Consider the following 17253-nt stretch of genomic DNA (forward strand, 5'->3'; position numbering starts at 1 on the left):
GATTCGGTTTGCCGAAAGCGTAAAGCAAGTCCGAATTCGGTTTACTCTGCGCTTCATACTTTCCGGTCGGGCGATTATACGGAGTCTCGCTGAAATCTCAAGGATCCTTAGTCGATCCCGACCTGATTGAGGAACTTTTTCAGGCGCGGATCCTGTGGATGATTAAAAATATCCTGTGGAGAACCCTGTTCAACGATATTACCCTCGGCCATGAAGATCACCCGGTCCGCGACTTCTTTGGCAAATTGCATTTCATGGGTCACCACCAGCATGGTCTGGTGCTGGGTGGCGAGCTTTTTCATCAGGTTCAGTACTTCACCGACCCACTCCGGATCCAGCGCTGAGGTCGGTTCATCAAACAGCAGCAGTTCCGGCTGCAGTGCCATGGCGCGGCCGATACCGACCCGCTGCTGCTGGCCGCCGGACAGGGCGGCCGGATAGCTGTCGCCTTTGTCACCCAGACCTATGTCTTCCAGAATTTGCTGGGCACGGCCAAGCGCCTGATCTTTTTTCCAGCCGCGCACCGTGATAAGGCCTTCAGCAATGTTCTGGCGCGCAGTCTGGTGGGCAAACAGGGCGTAGTTCTGAAATACGAAGCCGGTTTTGCGGCGCAGGGCCAGCACTTCCGCCTTGCTGTGGTTCTGGCTGTCGACGCTGACATCATCGATGGTGATGGTGCCGCGATCGGCCTGCTCAAGGAAGTTGACGCAGCGCAGCAGGGTCGATTTACCGGTACCGCTGGAGCCGATAATGACGATGATTTCGCCTTGTTCGATCGAGATATCAATCCCTTTCAGGACTTCACTCTGGCCAAAGCGTTTGTGAATATTGCTCAGTTTGATCATCGTGCATACGCCTTATTGAGTTTGTTTTCGGCCCAGGTCTGAATGCGGGTCAGAATCACGACCACACCCCAGTAGATCAGTGCTACGGCCAGGAAGGCTTCAAAGAAGCGGAAACTGGACGAGGCTTCCATTTGTGCCTTGGCCATGATTTCGGCCACACCAAAGGTAAACGCCAGTGAGGTCGATTTGATCATGTCGATAAAGTAGTTCATCAGCGAAGGCAGGGCGACGCGACTGGCCTGAGGCAGAATGATACGGCGCATCGCCTGACCGGTGGTCATACCGACTGACAGACTGGCTTCCATCTGGGTTCGGTCAATACCTATGATGGCGGCGCGAATGGTTTCAGCCATATAGGCCGCAAAGTGCAGAGTGAGGCCAATCACCGCGGCGCTGAACGCGTCAATGCCGACCAGGATCGGAAAAATCTGTGGCAGACCATAATAAAGCAGGAACATTTGTACCAGCAGTGGTGTTCCGCGGAAGAAGCTGATGTACAGCTGACAGAGCGGTTCCAGTACCGGGATCTTGAACACGCGAATATTGGCCAGCAGCACCGACAGAATCAGCGCGAAAATCATGCCCAGTGCGGCCATTTCCATCGTGGTGCTGAGATACTTGAGCAGTATCGGCATCAGCCCCAGCATGTATTGAAAATCAAAGCCCATTTACTTCCCCTCAAAGACAGCAAAAGGCGGAATCCTGCGATTCCACCTTTTTAGATTGGTCGGTTGATGACGATTATTGAGTAATATCGGTACCAAACCATTTTTCTGAAATCTGGCTCAGTGTACCGTCTGCGCGCATCGCAGCAAGTGCCTGGTTCACTTCAGCTTGCAGTTTTTGGCCTTTTTCGTTGTTCACAAACGGCCAGGCGTTCTCGATGGTTTCAAATGGTGAACCGGCCAGTTGCAGTGGCAGCCCTGTTTTATCAATCACTTCCAGTACTGACAGACGGTCCATGACAAATGCATCGGCACGGCCCATCGCGACGTCACGCTCAAAACCGGTGTCATAGGTTTTAATGTTGATTTTGCCGTCGGTATCGTATTTGCGCAGCAGTTGTTCAAAGTTAGAGCCCAGATTAACCGCCACGGTTTTGCCGGCCAGATCTTTAATGCCCTGAATGCTGTCGTTACCCTTGCGCACTGCAATTTGAGCACCATCAATCACGTACGGGTCAGAGAACAGGTATTTGGCCTGGCGCTCTTTGGTGATGGTGATCTGGTTTGAGATGGTATCGATACGACCGGTTTCCAGCAGACCAAACAGGCCGGAGAAGTTCGAAGTCACATATTCGACATGATAATCGTTACGTTGACCGATTTCGTTCCAGACATCGACTTCAAAACCTTGCAGTTGATCCTGCTTAACGAAAGTAAACGGGAAGTAACGGCCTGACATGCCGACTTTGATGTCCGTTGCTGCCTGTACGGTGGCGGCAGAAAGTGCCAGTGCGGCCACTGCCAGTTTAATCCAGTTTTTCATCTTGTGACTCCTCATTATTTTAGTGTCTCATTTTACTGTTGAATTTCTCAATAGAAGAAATAACTAGTGGTTATTAGCCATAACTATATTATGCCGCTATTTTGGGGATAACTTGGATGAATTTTCCAGCATGTGGATCATTATGTGGGTAAATATAGGACTAATTGCCAGGATCCGGCAGATTGGCTCGAAAACATTGTGAATAACTTGGATCTTATTCACTGGATCGTGGATCAATCGCTGGCGATCTGAGTTATCAACAGGTAGAATTGCCAGTCTTTACCGATCATTGATTTAGAGTGAGGGAATTGTGTCATCTTCGCTATGGTTGCAGTGTCTGCAACAGCTACAAGAAGAGCTGCCAGCCGCAGAATACAGCATGTGGGTCCGTCCGTTACAAGCGGAGCTCAATGACAATACTCTCACTTTGTTTGCGCCTAACCGCTTCGTACTCGACTGGGTACGCGACAAGTACATCAACAACATCAACCGACTGCTGAAAGAGCATTGCGGTCAGGATGTACCAAGCCTGCGTTTTGAAGTCGGCAGCCGCCGGGTGCAAGCACCCAAACCGGCACCGGTCCGTACTGCGGCCGACGTGGCGGCCGAATCTTCAGCTCCTGCTCAACTGGCGCGTCGTCAGCCGATCAATAAAACCTGGGATGATGATGCTGCGGCAGCGGCCGACATCATGCACCGCTCTAACGTGAACCCGAAACACAAGTTCAATAACTTCGTGGAAGGTAAGTCGAACCAGCTTGGTCTGGCGGCGGCACGTCAGGTGTCGGACAATCCGGGCGCGGCGTATAACCCGCTGTTTCTGTACGGTGGTACCGGCCTGGGTAAAACTCACCTGCTGCATGCGGTCGGCAATGCTATCGTGGATAACAACCCGAACGCTAAAGTGGTGTACATGCACTCTGAGCGTTTCGTGCAGGACATGGTGAAAGCGCTGCAGAATAACGCGATTGAAGAGTTCAAACGCTACTACCGCAGTGTCGATGCACTGCTGATCGATGATATTCAGTTTTTTGCCAACAAAGAGCGTTCGCAGGAAGAGTTCTTCCACACCTTTAACGCCCTGCTGGAAGGCAACCAGCAAATTATCCTCACTTCTGACCGTTATCCGAAAGAGATTAACGGGGTGGAAGATCGCCTTAAATCGCGTTTTGGCTGGGGTCTGACGGTGGCCATTGAGCCGCCGGAGCTGGAAACCCGGGTCGCGATTCTGATGAAAAAGGCGGAAGATCACCAGATTCATCTGCCCGACGAAGTGGCGTTCTTTATCGCTAAGCGTCTGCGCTCCAACGTGCGTGAGCTGGAAGGCGCACTCAACCGGGTGATCGCCAACGCCAACTTTACCGGCCGTCCGATCACGATTGATTTCGTGCGCGAAGCGCTGCGCGATCTGCTCGCACTGCAGGAAAAACTGGTCACCATCGACAATATTCAAAAGACCGTTGCCGAGTACTACAAGATTAAAGTCGCGGATCTGCTGTCAAAACGCCGTTCGCGTTCGGTTGCCCGTCCGCGTCAACTGGCCATGGCGTTATCGAAAGAACTCACCAACCACAGCCTGCCGGAAATCGGCGATGCGTTTGGTGGCCGTGACCACACCACGGTGTTACACGCCTGTCGTAAAATCGAACAGCTGCGTGAAGAGAGCCACGATATTAAGGAAGATTACTCCAACCTGATTCGTACGCTTTCTTCCTGATTCGCGCTATGCTTAGCGCTGATTTTTCGCGTCGTATATCCAATATCGTTTAAGAGCACACTATGAAATTTACGATTGAACGTAGTCACTTCATTAAACCACTGCAACAAGTGTCGGGAACCATTGGCGGCCGGGCCACGTTGCCGATTTTGGGTAACCTGTTGCTAAAAGTGGCAGACAATCAGTTGTCGATGACCGCGACCGATCTGGAAGCGGAGCTGATCAGCCGCGTGACGCTGGAAGGGGACTTTGAAGCGGGCAGTATTACTGTACCGGCGCGTAAGTTTCTCGACATTTGTCGCGGCTTGCCGGATGCGGCGGTGATCACTGTGCTGCTGGAAGGTGACCGGGTTCAGGTTCGCTCCGGCCGCAGCCGCTTCTCGCTGGCAACCTTACCGGCCAATGATTTCCCTAATATCGAAGACTGGCAGAGCGAGGTCGAGCTGACTTTAAGCCAGGGCGATCTGCGCAGCCTGATTGAGAAAACCCAGTTTTCGATGGCTAACCAGGATGTGCGTTACTACCTCAATGGTATGCTGTTTGAAATCGACGGCAGTACCCTGCGCAGCGTAGCGACGGATGGCCACCGTATGGCGGTCTCCCAGACCCCGCTGGCGGGCGATTTTGCCCACAAGCAGATCATCGTACCGCGCAAAGGTGTTCTGGAGCTGGTCAAGCTGCTGGATGCGCCGGAACAGCCAGTGACGATTCAGATTGGTGCGGCTAACCTGCGTGCAGAAGTGAACAATTTTATCTTTACTTCAAAGCTGGTTGACGGCCGTTTCCCTGATTATCGCCGCGTATTGCCGCAAAGTACCAACAAAACGCTGACCGCCGGCTGTGATGAGCTGCGTCAGGCATTTTCCCGTGCGGCGATTCTTTCCAATGAAAAATTCCGTGGCGTACGGGTTAACCTGGCCGACAGCGAAATGCGCATTACCGCCAATAACCCGGAGCAGGAAGAAGCGGAAGAGATGCTGGATGTCGGCTTTGAAGGCGATGCAATTGAAATCGGCTTCAACGTCAGCTATGTACTGGACGTGCTCAATACGCTGCGCTGTGACAATGTGCGGGTGTCGATGTCGGATGCTAACGCCAGTGCGCTGATTGAAAACGTCGATGACGACAGCGCCATGTACGTGGTAATGCCAATTCGCCTCTAGTGCTCGGCTCACATACATCATGCCTCTTACTCGTCTGATTGTTCAGCAGTTTCGCAATATTAAAGCCTGTGATATCGATTTATCATCAGGCTTTAACTTTCTTATTGGCCCCAACGGCAGTGGTAAAACCAGTGTACTGGAAGCGATTTATCTACTCGGTCACGGCCGCTCTTTTAAAAGCTCACTGACTGGCCGGGTTATTCAGAATGACTGCCCGGAACTGTTTGTGCACGGGCGTTTTTTGACCTCGGATCAATTTGAGCTACCCATTGGCATTAATAAGCAGCGTGATGGCTCGACAGAGGTTAAAATAGGCGGTCAGTCTGGGCAGAAGCTCGCCCAGTTGGCGCAGGTTCTGCCGCTGCAACTCATTCATCCGGAGGGGTTTGATTTGCTGACGGACGGGCCGAAAAATCGCCGTGCCTTTATCGACTGGGGCGTCTTCCACAGCGAAAAAGGTTTCTTTGATGCCTGGGGGCGTTTCAAGCGGCTCAATAAACAGCGCAATGCACTGCTGAAAACCGCGACCCGCTACCGTGAACTCAGTTACTGGGATCAGGAGTTGGCCCGGTTGGCACACAATATTGACCAGTGGCGTGCGGCGTACATCGAGCAGATGAAAGGCGTGGCCGAAGAGCTGTGCCGCACCTTTCTGCCCGAATTTGACATCAGCCTCAAGTATTACCGGGGCTGGGACAAAGACACTCCGTATCACCAGATACTGGAGAAGAACTTTGAACGTGACCAGTCTCTGGGCTACACGTTCAGTGGTCCGAACAAAGCCGATTTAAAAATCAAGGTGAACGGGACGCCGGTAGAGGATGTTCTGTCACGCGGTCAGCTGAAACTCATGGTCTGCGCCCTGCGTGTTGCACAAGGGCAGCATCTGACCGAACTGACCGGGAAGCAATGCATCTATTTGATTGATGATTTTGCCTCCGAACTCGATAGCCAACGTCGTAAGCGCCTTGCTGACTGCTTAAAAGCGACGGGGGCACAAGTTTTTGTAAGTTCTATTACTGAAAGCCAGGTTGCCGACATGATCGAGTCAAATAGCAAGATGTTTCATGTGGAACATGGCACAATAGGGCAAGGATAAATAGTGAGAGAGTAACTCATGTCGAATAATTACGATTCATCGAGTATTAAAGTACTGAAGGGTCTCGACGCGGTACGTAAGCGTCCGGGGATGTACATCGGCGACACTGATGATGGCACCGGTCTGCACCACATGGTATTTGAGGTGGTGGATAACTCGATTGATGAAGCGTTAGCGGGTTACTGTAAAGATATCATCGTGACGATTCACGAAGATAACTCAGTATCGGTCAGCGATGATGGTCGTGGTATTCCAACCGAACTTCACGAGGAAGAGAATGTTTCCGCGGCAGAAGTGATCATGACAGTACTGCACGCCGGCGGTAAGTTTGACGATAACTCCTACAAAGTATCCGGTGGTTTGCACGGGGTAGGTGTGTCGGTGGTGAACGCGCTGTCTGAGAAGGTGGAGCTGACCATTCACCGTGGCGGCCATATCCATACCCAAACCTATCACCACGGTGTACCGCAAAATCCACTGACCGTGGTAGGCGACACTGATCTGAGCGGTACCAAAGTCCGTTTCTGGCCAAGTGCGGAAACCTTTACCAACATTGAATTCCACTACGATATTCTGGCTAAGCGTCTACGCGAGCTCTCTTTCCTGAACTCCGGCGTGTCTATCAAGCTGGTGGATGAGCGTGACAGTAAGCAGGACCACTTCATGTATGAAGGCGGTATCCAGGCGTTTGTCAGCCACCTTAACCGCAACAAAACCCCGATTCATGAGAAAGTATTCCACTTTGTGCAGGAGCGTGAAGACGGGATCAGTGTGGAAGTGGCGATGCAGTGGAATGACAGCTTCCAGGAAAGCATTTTCTGTTTCACCAACAACATTCCACAGCGCGATGGTGGTACCCACCTGGCTGGTTTCCGTGCGGCGCTGACCCGTACCCTGAATACCTACATGGATAAAGAGGGTTACAGCAAGAAAGCCAAGACGGCGACCTCGGGGGATGATGCGCGTGAAGGCCTGACGGCTGTGGTTTCGGTTAAAGTTCCGGATCCGAAATTCTCCAGCCAGACCAAAGATAAACTGGTTTCGTCGGAAGTGAAATCGGCGGTGGAATCGGCGATGGGCGAGAAGCTGAACGATTTCCTGGCCGAGCACCCGAATGAAGCGAAAACCGTATGTAGCAAGATCATCGATGCGGCCCGTGCCCGTGAAGCGGCGCGTAAAGCACGTGAGATGACACGCCGTAAAGGTGCGCTGGATCTGGCCGGTCTGCCGGGTAAACTTGCCGATTGCCAGGAGAAAGATCCTGCACTGTCTGAACTCTACATAGTGGAGGGTGACTCTGCGGGCGGTTCCGCCAAGCAGGGCCGTAACCGTAAGAACCAGGCGATTCTGCCGCTGAAGGGTAAAATCCTTAACGTTGAGAAAGCACGCTTCGACAAAATGCTCTCTTCTCAGGAAGTGGCAACGCTGATCACCGCGCTCGGCTGTGGTATCGGCCGTGATGAGTACAATCCGGATAAACTGCGTTACCACAACATCATCATCATGACCGATGCGGACGTTGATGGTTCACACATCCGTACTCTGCTGCTGACCTTCTTCTACCGTCAGATGCCGGAGCTGATTGAGCGTGGTTACATCTACATTGCTCAGCCACCACTATTTAAAGTGAAAAAAGGCAAACAAGAGCAGTACATCAAAGATGAAGAAGCGATGAACCAGTACCAGATTGCTCTGGCGCTGGATAACGCTGCGCTGCATGTTAACCCTGAAGCACCGGCCATGGCGGGGGCGTCACTGGAAAAACTGGTGCAGGATTACCACGCCGGTATCAAGCTGGTGGAGCGCATGAGCCGCCGTTACCCTTATGCACTGATTCATGAGTTTATCTACACCCCGCGCCTGACCGCGCAGCAGTGTCAGAACCAGGCTGAGGTTCAGACCTGGACTGAGCAACTGGTGACTCAGCTCAATGACAAAGAGTCTGGCGCTAACCAGTACAGCTTTGTGGTCGAGCACAATGAAACCACAGGTGCGTACTCACCAAAAGTGAAAGTGCGTACCCATGGTGTGACTCATGATTATCTGCTGAGTGTTGATCTGCTGAACTCGAAAGAGTACGCCAAACTGGCGGATCTGTCAGAAGCGATGAATGGTCTGATTGAAGAGGGCGCTTACATTCAACGTGGTGAGCGCACTCAACCGGTGAGCAGCTTTGTTGAAGCGCTCGACTGGCTGATTAAAGAGTCACAGCGTGGTCTGAGCCGTCAGCGCTATAAAGGTCTGGGCGAGATGAACCCTGATCAGCTGTGGGAAACCACCATGGATCCGGAAACGCGCCGCATGATGCAGGTGACGATTGAGGATGCCGTCGGTGCTGATGAACTGTTTACCACACTGATGGGTGATCAGGTTGAACCGCGTCGCGCGTTCATTGAAAACAACGCCCTGAAAGTGGCGAACCTGGATGTCTAGTTGCCAGCTTGGTTAACCGATACAGCAAGAGTTAACCACCCAAGCATAAGAAAGCAGCGCCTTGAGCGCTGCTTTTTTTTGCCGTGTTTTCCGCCAATTCGGCGCGCTGATATTCCCCAGGCTGCTACGCAAAAAACATTGCGGCATTTTTGATGAGCGGCAAACGGTTTGCGCAGAGGAAGGCGAGTAGGTGCGGCAGACAATGCAAAAAATTTTAATCTGCGCGCTTGAAAGTGAATTTTGCGTCCTTATATCTGTGTTGTAGGGAGATGCCAGACGGGTCTCCCGCAGCCACCCACCTTTTCGCTCTTGAGAGGAAAAGGCCGGCTGCTCAACCCAACCGGGCATGCTCAGGTCATATGAGTGAGTGATGCCACTTAACACACTGTTAAGACTATTGCTTAAGAAAGAGGATAGGATATGAGAACTGTTGATTTTACTCCGCTGTACCGTAATGCGATTGGTTTTGATCGCCTGCTGAACATGATGGAAGCAGGCGGCGCCAAAAACACCCAGGGCGGTTACCCTCCGTACAACATCGAGCAGCAGCAAGAGAATAAATACCGTATCACCATGGCGGTAGCCGGTTTCGCCGAGCAGGATCTGGATATTACCCAGCACGAAAATACTCTGATTGTGCGTGGTGAGCGGGCACCGGAAGAGAACAAAAACTATATCTACCAGGGCATTGCGGAACGCGACTTTGAGCGTAAGTTCCAACTGGCGGATTATGTCAAAGTGGTGGGTGCGCAGATGGAAAAAGGTCTGCTGCACATTGATCTGGAGCGGGAAATTCCGCAGGCGATGCAGCCACGTAAAATCGCCATCAACGGCCAGCAACTGATTGGCGACGAGTAACCGCGAGCGCTGATACTCAGCGTGTGGTTGTTACAGGCAAATAACACGATGGCCCGCAGATGCGGGCCTTTTGCTGTCTGGCGCAGGGCTATCAGCCTTGCTGGTAGGCTTTCGCCACTTCTTCAGCGATGATGGCAATGCCTTGTTGCATCGCTTCATCACTTTGCACATAGTTCATGCGCAGGCACTGGTGCGCATGATCCCAGTCTTCTTTCTGGCCGATAAAGAAATACTCTCCCGGTACAATCAGCACACCGCGTGCTTTGAGACGGCGGTACAGCTCCATGGTGGTGATCGGCAGTTCATCAAACCACAGCCACAGGAAAATCGCACCTTCCGGTTTATGAATACGGAAGCGCGGATCCGGCATGGCCTGTTGCAACAGTTCAACCGCACGTTGTGATTTCTGGCGGTAGAACGGCTTGATGATGTCCTGACTGACGCGCAGCAGATCGCCTTTTTCGATCATACGGTGCGCCAGAGCCGGGCCGACACTGCCTGGTGCCAGGCTGATGATGCCATTCATGTTGGCCAGGGCTTTAGTCACTTCCTCGCTGGCAATAATGATCCCGCAGCGTACACCCGGCAGGCCGAGTTTCGACAAGCTCATGCACAGAATGGTGTTGTCGTTCCAGAATGGCTGCACATCTTCAAAAATGATATTCGGGAACGGCAGACCGTAAGCATTATCAATAATCAGCGGAATGTTATTGGCACGAGCCAGCTGATCCAGTTTATGCACTTCTTCATCGGTCAGGACATTGCCGGTCGGGTTAGTCGGGCGCGAGGCACAGATAGCGGCGACCGACTCATCCACCTGCAGCTGTTCGAAGTCAACGTGATATTTGAACAGGCCGTTATCAAGCAGCTCGATTTCCGGATGGTAGGACACGAAGATATCTTCATCGATCCCCGCATCGCCATAACCGATGTATTCCGGTGCCAGCGGCAGCAGAATCTTCTTATGGCTGCCATCTTGCTGTTTCCCGGCCAACAGGTTGAACAGGTAGAAAAAACCGCTCTGACTGCCGTTGGTCAGGCTGATGTTTTGCTCGCTGATATCCCAGCCGTAGGTGTCACGCAGCAGTTTAGCCAGCGCCTTAATAAAGACGTCTTTGCCCTGCGGGCCGTCATAGTTGGTCATCGCGGCAATCAGCGAGCCGTCTTCGAGCATGTCCTGGCTGGCGAGTTTGAAGTAATCGAGCATGGCCGGAATGGCCGCCGGGTTACCGCCACCCAGCATGATCGCGCCTGGCGTGCGCAGACCATCGTTTAAATCGTCCATTAACTGGGTAATACCGGAGTACCGGTTAAATTTTTCGCCAAAAGTTGAAAACTGCATTGCTCGACTACCTGATGAGTTGTGTTTGTATATTTTAGTTTAGCGGGAAGAATATCCGCCATTTCGCTTGATTCTTGAACATACCGCAATGCTTTTGGCAGGCAAAGTACTATTTTGTTTTAGATCAAAAAACAAGGCCAACTCCGGGGAGTTGGCCTTGTTAACAGGGGATAGTAACGCTGAACTTATTTCTGCAGCAGTGAGATGTCCGCCACTTGCAGGAACAGGTTACGCAGGTTATTAAGCAGGGTGAGGCGGTTTTTCTTCAGCGCTTCATCGTCTGCCATCACCATGACGTTATCAAAGAACGCATCGACCGGCTCACGCAGTTCAGCCAGCTGGCTCAGCGCTTGCTGGTAGTTACCGGTCGCAAAGGTCGGCTCCAGCGCTTCGGTCATGATTTCAACACTTTCCGCCAGCGTCTTCTCAGCGTCTTCCTGCAGCAGAGCCAGGTCAATCTCTTGCGCCAGTTCACCGTCGAACTTAGCCAGAATATTACCTACCCGTTTGTTGGCTGCCGCCAGTGATTCTGCGGCTTCCAGAGCACGGAAGTGCGAGACGGCTTTCACGCGCTGGTCGAAATCAGCCGGTTTGGTCGGGTTACGCGCCAGCACCGCCTGGATGATGTCGACACTAAAGCCTTCATCCTGGTACCAGGCACGGAAGCGGCCGAGCATGAATTCAATCACATCCTGCTCAACGTTGGCGTTGGTCAGGCGGTCAGCGAACAGAGATTTCGCTTTTGCTACCAGGTCAACCAGATCCAGGTTGTAGCCGTATTCAACGATGATACGCAGTACACCCAGTGAAGCGCGACGCAAAGCGAACGGGTCGCTGCCTTTTGGTGCCTGACCGATACCGAAGATACCGACAATGGTATCCAGCTTGTCAGCCATGGCCAGCGCAGAGGAGACACCGTTGCCTGGCAGATCATCACCGGCGAAACGCGGCATGTACTGCTCATTTAGCGCTACGGCTACTTCTTCGGCTTCGCCGTCGTGACGTGCGTAGTGCATACCCATGACACCCTGGGTGTCGGTGAACTCGAACACCATCGAGGTCATCAGGTCACATTTCGCCAGCAGGCCGGCACGTTTAGATTTTTCCACATCGGCGCCAATCTGGTCAGCAATGTAGCCAGCCAGTTCGGTGATGCGATCGGTTTTGTCTTTAATGGTCCCGAGCTGCTTCTGGAAAATGGCTTGCTCCAGTTGTGGCAGACGGTCAATCAGCGGACGCTTCCGGTCAGTGTTGAAGAAGAACTCGGCATCGGCCAGACGCGGACGAACCACTTTCTCGTTACCTTCAATCACGAAACGTGGTTGTTTCGATTCGATGTTGGAGACGAAGATGAAGTTCGGCAGCAGCTGGCGATTTTCGTCGTAAACCGGGAAGTACTTCTGGTCACCCTTCATGGTGTATACCAGGGCTTCCGCCGGAACTTTCAGGAATTCCTGCTCGAATTTTGCCGTCAGTACTACCGGCCATTCGACCAGTGATGCCACTTCTTCGACCAGATCATCTTCCAGATCGGCGACACCGCCAACCGCCGCGGCCGCTTTTTGTGCGTCGGCCAGGATGATCGCTTTACGTTCATCGTAATCGGCCATCACTTTACCGCGCTCTTTGAGGATCTGCGGGTACTGATCAGCTGAGTCGATAGTGAATTCGGCTTCGCCCATGAAACGGTGACCGCGGATAGTGCGTGCCGATTGCACGCCGAGGATTTCACCTTCGATCAGGTCGCTGCCAAACAGCATGGTCAGGGTTTTGACCGGACGGATAAACTGGGTTTCTTTGTCGGCCCAGCGCATCGGCTTGGCAATCGGCAGATTGTTGAGTGCTTTGTCAGCCAGCTCAGCCAGGATTTCACTGGTGCTCTGACCGATGACTTCCTGTTTGAACAGCAGCCATTCACCTTTGTCGGTCGTCAGACGCTCAGCCTGTTCAACCGTGATACCACAACCGCGTGCCCAGCCCTGAGCGGCTTTAGTCGGGTTGCCGTCAGCATCGAATGCCGCACTGACTGCCGGACCACGTTTTTCAACCACTTTGTCGGCCTGACGCTCGGCCAGGTCGGCCACTTTCAGGGCCAGACGGCGTGGTGCTGCATACCATTTTACACCCTGGTGGGCGATATCAGCTGTTTGCAGCTCGGCTTCGAAGTTGGCTGCAAACGCTTCAGCCAGAGTACGCAGTTGCGTTGGTGGCAGCTCTTCGGTACCCAGCTCAATTAAAAATTCTTTTGCCATGTGACGTCTTCCCCTTACTTCTGGTCGGATGGTTTGCACATCGGGAAGCCCAGAGCTTCACGTGAGGCGTAGTATGCCTCGGCTACCGATTTGGTCAGGTTACGGATACGCAGAATGTAACGCTGACGCTCGGTGACCGAAATGGCTTTACGCGCATCGAGCAGGTTGAAAGCGTGGCCCGCTTTCAGAATGCGCTCGTAAGCCGGCAGAGGAAGTGGTTTTTCCAGCGCGATCAGGTGCTGACACTCTTTTTCACACTGATCAAAGAAACCAAACAGGAAGTCGACGTCAGCGTGTTCAAAGTTGTAGGTCGACTGTTCTACTTCGTTCTGGTGGAAGATGTCGCCGTAAGTCACTTTACCCAGCGGACCGTCAGTCCAGACCAGGTCATACACAGAATCGACGCCCTGAATGTACATCGCCAGACGTTCAATACCGTACGTGATTTCGCCGGTGACCGGTTTACATTCCAGGCCGCCCACTTGCTGGAAGTACGTAAACTGGGTGACTTCCATGCCGTTTAACCAGACTTCCCAGCCCAGACCCCAGGCACCCAGAGTCGGGTTTTCCCAGTTGTCTTCCACAAAGCGGATATCGTGGACACGCGGGTCCAGTCCCAGCACTTCCAGTGAGCCCAGGTACAGTTCCTGCAGATTATCCGGAGAAGGTTTGATCACTACCTGGAATTGGTAGTAGTGCTGCAGGCGGTTCGGGTTCTCACCGTAGCGGCCGTCAGTCGGACGGCGGGATGGTTGAACGTACGCTGTTGCCATCGGCTCAGGACCGATAGCACGCAAGCAAGTCATTGGGTGAGAAGTACCTGCCCCCACTTCCATATCCAGTGGTTGAACGATGGTACAGCCTTGTTGGGCCCAATAATCCTGCAGCGCGAGGATCATACCCTGAAAGGTTTTGATGTCGTATTTTTGCATAGTCAGGTTCGCGCGATTCTTTTGTCTGAAGTGATAAAAAATAACAATCAAGTATACCGAGTTCTGCCCCGACAAAGTAGAGGAAATCTTGCTTAATTAATCGGCAAAAATCTCTTTTAATGGAGTTTTTGTCGTTTAAGCTGCTTAAATTTCCCACTTGTCGCTTTTTTGCCACCCAAGGCTTGTACTCTGCGTCTGGGCTGGATAGAATCCGGTTCGTCTTTGGGGAGTAGCTTATCGAACCTGCAGCCACGCAGTTCGGTTCGTCCGTCAACATAATTGGTGCCAAATCACCATGGCGTTCGAGACACGGCACACGCTGTGTTTAGCAAGACCTTAGACAAACAACACGAACCGGGGTGGGGCGTGGCGTTTGTCTATGGTTTTATAATAATCCCGCCCCATTGAGCAAGTCGTGAGCGTTTTAGCTATTTCAATTACTACCGTTGCGCTGGCAGAAATCGGGGATAAAACCCAGCTGCTATCTCTGTTACTGGCCAGCCGGTACCGTAAACCTATTCCTATTATTGCCGCTATTTTTGCTGCTACCATCGCCAACCATGCGTTAGCTGCCTGGCTCGGTGTTGTCGTAGCGGATTACCTGGCGCCGGAAGTTCTTAAATGGGTGCTGGTGGCCAGCTTCCTGGCGATGGCGGGTTGGGTGCTGATCCCGGATAAACTCGATGATGATGAAGAGATCTCCAACCGTGGTCCCTTTGTTGCCAGCTTTATTGCTTTCTTTGTGGCGGAAATCGGTGACAAAACTCAAATTGCGACCTCGATTCTCGGCGCGCAGTATGCTGATGCGCTGACCTGGGTGGTGCTGGGGACGACGATTGGTATGCTGCTGGCTAACGTGCCTGTGGTGCTGATCGGTAAATTGTCGGCGGATAAAATGCCGCTTGGTCTGATCCGTAAAGTGACAGCGGCGCTGTTCCTAGTGCTGGCGCTGGCTGCGGCATTTTTCTGATTCCGAGTGAGCTGATTCAGAGCGTGACAGAGGCCAAACTTGTCGGCTGCAGAGCATGCTAGGGTAAGGATAACCATCACCGCAAGAGGGAAGGTTTATGCTGACACGTTATATGGGAATGAGCGCCAAGAGTCAGAGTTATCTGTTTAGCTTTGGTCTGGCACTGACGTTACTGGGGATGTCGTTAACCGATATGTGGCTACCCATGGTGGTGGGGGCCATTATCATGACAGGTTTAACCGTCGAGTCCTGGATTCGCGTCGCGCACATCATTCCGCTGCATGCAGAGATGCGTGCCATGCAGCAACAGCTATATAGGCTGCAGGCCGAAATCCGCACACTGGAACAACAAGATTAAACAAAAGGCTGCCTCAGGCAGCCTTTTTTGATCGTTAACCCGTATCCAGCCATCATTGTGGATGATGAGGGATTCCCGCGCTGCTGGTTTAAACCAGCAGCGGAGCTTTAAATCAGGCCGGAGCAGCCGTCACGCCAGGCCTTTCTTTATCAGGAACTGGTAGGGCAGTTCATCGGTCTTGGCTGCCAGCAACTGGTGGTCCATAAAACGGCAGAAACTCGGGATATCGCGCGTGGTGGACGGGTCGTCTGCTTTAATCAGCAGTACGTCGCCGTCTTGCATGGTGCGCATTGTCTTCCTGACCATCATCACTGGCTCGGGGCAGCGTAATCCTTGCGCTTCTAACGTTAACGTGGCTAATTCAGGATTAAATGTCATGGTCAAACCTAATTGATGTCACAAATCAGACTCAGATGATACTGGTGAGGAAAAAATATTCAATAACCACTTGGCAAAGTGATCTTTTTGTTTTAATTTAGTTAACAAGTTGGTAACAAAAATCGAAGGGGTGCAAGATGTTAACAGCACTAGACAGACTGACCATCTATTCGGTTCTGTGTTTTATTTCGTTCTGCGCCCTCGTTATGCGGTCTCCGGTTGAGACCTCATTAATGCCATTATTTGGTGTAAGTGCTTCGCTTTTTGGAATCTGGCTCGAGATGCGCCGCTGGCAAGGCACATCGGAAGAGCAGGAAAACTAACACACTTGTCAAACTACGCTCAGATACATTCCGACACTATCCCCAGTTTTCTTGGGCTTCCCCGCTGAAAGGCGGGATTTTTTTTGTTTATTAGTTACACTCTGCTTTATTGCTTTTCAACCCGGGATTATGCGTGGAACTTGAAGATATTTACCGTCGTGATTTGAATCTGTTAGTGGCGCTGCGGGTTCTGGTGGAAGAGTGCAGTGTCAGCAAGGCGGCTGAGCGCCTCAGCCTGAGTCAGTCGGCGATGAGCCGGGTGCTGGGGCGGCTGCGTAGTCTACTCGACGATCCCCTGTTTACCCGTCATGGTCAGCATCTGATCCCAACTGAAAAGGCTCTGATTATCAATCAGGCACTGGGAGATCCGCTGGAGTCGCTGCGTCAGTTGCTGTCGCCGCTTGAGTTTGACCCCGCATCTTGCGCTCAGACTTTTACCATTGCTACTACCGATTATGCGATGCAGACCATTTTGCCGTTTGCCTTGCCGCGCATTTATCAGCAGGCGCCACAGGTCGCGATAGAGCTGCTGCCGTTGCAGCATGAAAGGCTGCTCGATCAGCTAACTTACGAGGGGGCCGATCTGGCGATTTGCCGTCCGACCCACTCGATTGAACCGCTGCACAGTGAGATTCTCGGCCGGGTCGGAGTGTTGTGCCTGATGTCGCGCCAGCATCCGCTGGCCCGGAAAACTATGACGCTGGCGGATTATCAGGCGGCGCCGCATGCGATGATCGCCATTAGTGACGGGGTAAAAGCATTGCTCGAGCAGGCGCTGCAAGGGTTGCCGCCACGCCGTATGGTGTTGCGCGCTTATCATCTGGAAGCGGCCCTGGCAATTATCGACACCATGCCGCTGATCATCACCGTGCCGGCCGATTTGGCGTATCTGGTCGCCGAACGGCATGATTTGGTGGTGAAACCGCTGCCGTTTGCCTTTACCCCTTTTGATTACTCGATGATCTGGCATCCGCGCTGCCACCATTCGCCGGCCCAGGAGTGGCTGCGGGCAGTGGTCAAGCAGGAGTGCAGTAAACTGATTGCCACACGGGTGACAGAGATGGGGCTGGAAAGTCCGGAGCCCTGAGCAGGCTC

Annotated in this window: 16 protein-coding genes; 9 read left to right on the forward strand and 7 right to left on the reverse strand. The window is 52.6% G+C overall.

The window, feature by feature from the left end:
- Window positions 1-107 precede the first annotated feature (107 nt).
- From J0X00_RS11960 to J0X00_RS11970, 3 genes are all read right to left on the reverse strand, one after another.
- Entirely contained in the window at window positions 108-845 is a 738-nt protein-coding gene (locus J0X00_RS11960; RefSeq protein WP_136487729.1) for an amino acid ABC transporter ATP-binding protein, read from the reverse strand.
- A complete protein-coding gene (locus J0X00_RS11965; RefSeq protein WP_136487730.1) occupies window positions 842-1513 on the reverse strand; it encodes an amino acid ABC transporter permease in 672 nt (223 codons plus the stop codon). Before J0X00_RS11965 ends, J0X00_RS11960 begins: the two co-directional genes overlap by 4 nt.
- Window positions 1514-1586: 73 nt before the next feature.
- Window positions 1587-2333, reverse strand: coding sequence for an amino acid ABC transporter substrate-binding protein (locus J0X00_RS11970; RefSeq protein ID WP_136487731.1), 747 nt, complete (start codon window positions 2331-2333; stop codon window positions 1587-1589).
- Between the two features lie 310 nt (window positions 2334-2643).
- Here J0X00_RS11970 and dnaA point away from each other — a divergent pair, with 310 nt between their 5' ends.
- From dnaA to J0X00_RS11995, 5 genes are all read left to right on the forward strand, one after another.
- Window positions 2644-4050 carry a chromosomal replication initiator protein DnaA gene (gene dnaA / locus J0X00_RS11975; protein WP_136487732.1) on the forward strand — a complete coding sequence of 469 codons (1407 nt, stop codon included), beginning with the start codon at window positions 2644-2646 and terminating at the stop codon, window positions 4048-4050.
- A gap of 62 nt (window positions 4051-4112) precedes the next feature.
- Window positions 4113-5213, forward strand: a complete 1101-nt coding sequence (gene dnaN / locus J0X00_RS11980; protein WP_136487733.1) for a DNA polymerase III subunit beta — start codon at window positions 4113-4115, stop codon at window positions 5211-5213.
- 19 nt (window positions 5214-5232) lie between these two features.
- Window positions 5233-6312, forward strand: coding sequence for a DNA replication/repair protein RecF (gene recF, locus J0X00_RS11985; protein WP_136487734.1), 1080 nt, complete (start codon window positions 5233-5235; stop codon window positions 6310-6312).
- 18 nt (window positions 6313-6330) lie between these two features.
- Complete coding sequence (gene gyrB / locus J0X00_RS11990) at window positions 6331-8745, forward strand: DNA topoisomerase (ATP-hydrolyzing) subunit B (protein WP_136487735.1); 2415 nt, start codon at window positions 6331-6333, stop codon at window positions 8743-8745.
- Window positions 8746-9165: 420 nt separating this feature from the next.
- A complete protein-coding gene (locus J0X00_RS11995) occupies window positions 9166-9603 on the forward strand; it encodes an Hsp20 family protein (protein ID WP_136487736.1) in 438 nt (145 codons plus the stop codon).
- A gap of 91 nt (window positions 9604-9694) precedes the next feature.
- Here J0X00_RS11995 and J0X00_RS12000 read toward each other — a convergent pair whose 3' ends face one another.
- From J0X00_RS12000 to glyQ, 3 genes are all read right to left on the reverse strand, one after another.
- The gene (locus J0X00_RS12000; protein WP_136487737.1) at window positions 9695-10945 is read right to left on the reverse strand and encodes a valine--pyruvate transaminase; all 1251 of its coding nucleotides are present in this window, start codon (window positions 10943-10945) and stop codon (window positions 9695-9697) included.
- Window positions 10946-11130: 185 nt separating this feature from the next.
- A complete protein-coding gene (gene glyS, locus J0X00_RS12005; RefSeq protein WP_282478115.1) occupies window positions 11131-13197 on the reverse strand; it encodes a glycine--tRNA ligase subunit beta in 2067 nt (688 codons plus the stop codon).
- 14 nt (window positions 13198-13211) lie between these two features.
- Window positions 13212-14129, reverse strand: a complete 918-nt coding sequence (glyQ, locus tag J0X00_RS12010) for a glycine--tRNA ligase subunit alpha (protein ID WP_136487739.1) — start codon at window positions 14127-14129, stop codon at window positions 13212-13214.
- A gap of 415 nt (window positions 14130-14544) precedes the next feature.
- On the opposite strand from glyQ, the gene J0X00_RS12015 reads away from it, so the two are divergent.
- Together J0X00_RS12015 and J0X00_RS12020 are read left to right on the forward strand one after the other, a co-directional pair.
- Window positions 14545-15099, forward strand: coding sequence for a TMEM165/GDT1 family protein (locus J0X00_RS12015; RefSeq protein WP_136487740.1), 555 nt, complete (start codon window positions 14545-14547; stop codon window positions 15097-15099).
- Window positions 15100-15196: 97 nt separating this feature from the next.
- Window positions 15197-15457 carry a hypothetical protein gene (locus J0X00_RS12020; protein WP_282478116.1) on the forward strand — a complete coding sequence of 87 codons (261 nt, stop codon included), beginning with the start codon at window positions 15197-15199 and terminating at the stop codon, window positions 15455-15457.
- 129 nt (window positions 15458-15586) lie between these two features.
- Here the strand turns inward: J0X00_RS12020 and tusA are convergent, their stop codons facing one another.
- On the reverse strand, window positions 15587-15835 hold the full coding sequence (tusA, locus tag J0X00_RS12025; RefSeq protein WP_136487742.1) for a sulfurtransferase TusA: 249 nt from the start codon (window positions 15833-15835) through the stop codon (window positions 15587-15589).
- 137 nt (window positions 15836-15972) lie between these two features.
- Here tusA and J0X00_RS12030 point away from each other — a divergent pair, with 137 nt between their 5' ends.
- Together J0X00_RS12030 and J0X00_RS12035 are read left to right on the forward strand one after the other, a co-directional pair.
- Entirely contained in the window at window positions 15973-16158 is a 186-nt protein-coding gene (locus J0X00_RS12030) for a hypothetical protein (RefSeq protein WP_136487743.1), read from the forward strand.
- Window positions 16159-16291: 133 nt separating this feature from the next.
- On the forward strand, window positions 16292-17245 hold the full coding sequence (locus J0X00_RS12035; RefSeq protein ID WP_282478117.1) for a LysR family transcriptional regulator: 954 nt from the start codon (window positions 16292-16294) through the stop codon (window positions 17243-17245).
- Window positions 17246-17253 lie beyond the last annotated feature (8 nt).

The sequence above is a fragment of the Vibrio sp. ABG19 genome, assembly GCF_029962385.1.
GTDB lineage: Bacteria > Pseudomonadota > Gammaproteobacteria > Enterobacterales > Vibrionaceae > Vibrio > Vibrio ostreae.

What these genes read in the sequence shown, in the direction of transcription:
- J0X00_RS11960 (WP_136487729.1), bottom strand. Translation starts at nt 845, where the DNA reads ATGATCAAACTGAGCAATATTCACAAACGCTTTGGCCAGAGTGAAGTC.
- J0X00_RS11965 (WP_136487730.1), bottom strand. Translation starts at nt 1,513, where the DNA reads ATGGGCTTTGATTTTCAATACATGCTGGGGCTGATGCCGATACTGCTC.
- J0X00_RS11970 (WP_136487731.1), bottom strand. Translation starts at nt 2,333, where the DNA reads ATGAAAAACTGGATTAAACTGGCAGTGGCCGCACTGGCACTTTCTGCC.
- dnaN (WP_136487733.1), top strand. Translation starts at nt 4,113, where the DNA reads ATGAAATTTACGATTGAACGTAGTCACTTCATTAAACCACTGCAACAA.
- recF (WP_136487734.1), top strand. Translation starts at nt 5,233, where the DNA reads ATGCCTCTTACTCGTCTGATTGTTCAGCAGTTTCGCAATATTAAAGCC.
- gyrB (WP_136487735.1), top strand. Translation starts at nt 6,331, where the DNA reads ATGTCGAATAATTACGATTCATCGAGTATTAAAGTACTGAAGGGTCTC.
- J0X00_RS11995 (WP_136487736.1), top strand. Translation starts at nt 9,166, where the DNA reads ATGAGAACTGTTGATTTTACTCCGCTGTACCGTAATGCGATTGGTTTT.
- J0X00_RS12000 (WP_136487737.1), bottom strand. Translation starts at nt 10,945, where the DNA reads ATGCAGTTTTCAACTTTTGGCGAAAAATTTAACCGGTACTCCGGTATT.
- glyS (WP_282478115.1), bottom strand. Translation starts at nt 13,197, where the DNA reads ATGGCAAAAGAATTTTTAATTGAGCTGGGTACCGAAGAGCTGCCACCA.
- glyQ (WP_136487739.1), bottom strand. Translation starts at nt 14,129, where the DNA reads ATGCAAAAATACGACATCAAAACCTTTCAGGGTATGATCCTCGCGCTG.
- J0X00_RS12020 (WP_282478116.1), top strand. Translation starts at nt 15,197, where the DNA reads ATGCTGACACGTTATATGGGAATGAGCGCCAAGAGTCAGAGTTATCTG.
- tusA (WP_136487742.1), bottom strand. Translation starts at nt 15,835, where the DNA reads ATGACATTTAATCCTGAATTAGCCACGTTAACGTTAGAAGCGCAAGGA.
- J0X00_RS12030 (WP_136487743.1), top strand. Translation starts at nt 15,973, where the DNA reads ATGTTAACAGCACTAGACAGACTGACCATCTATTCGGTTCTGTGTTTT.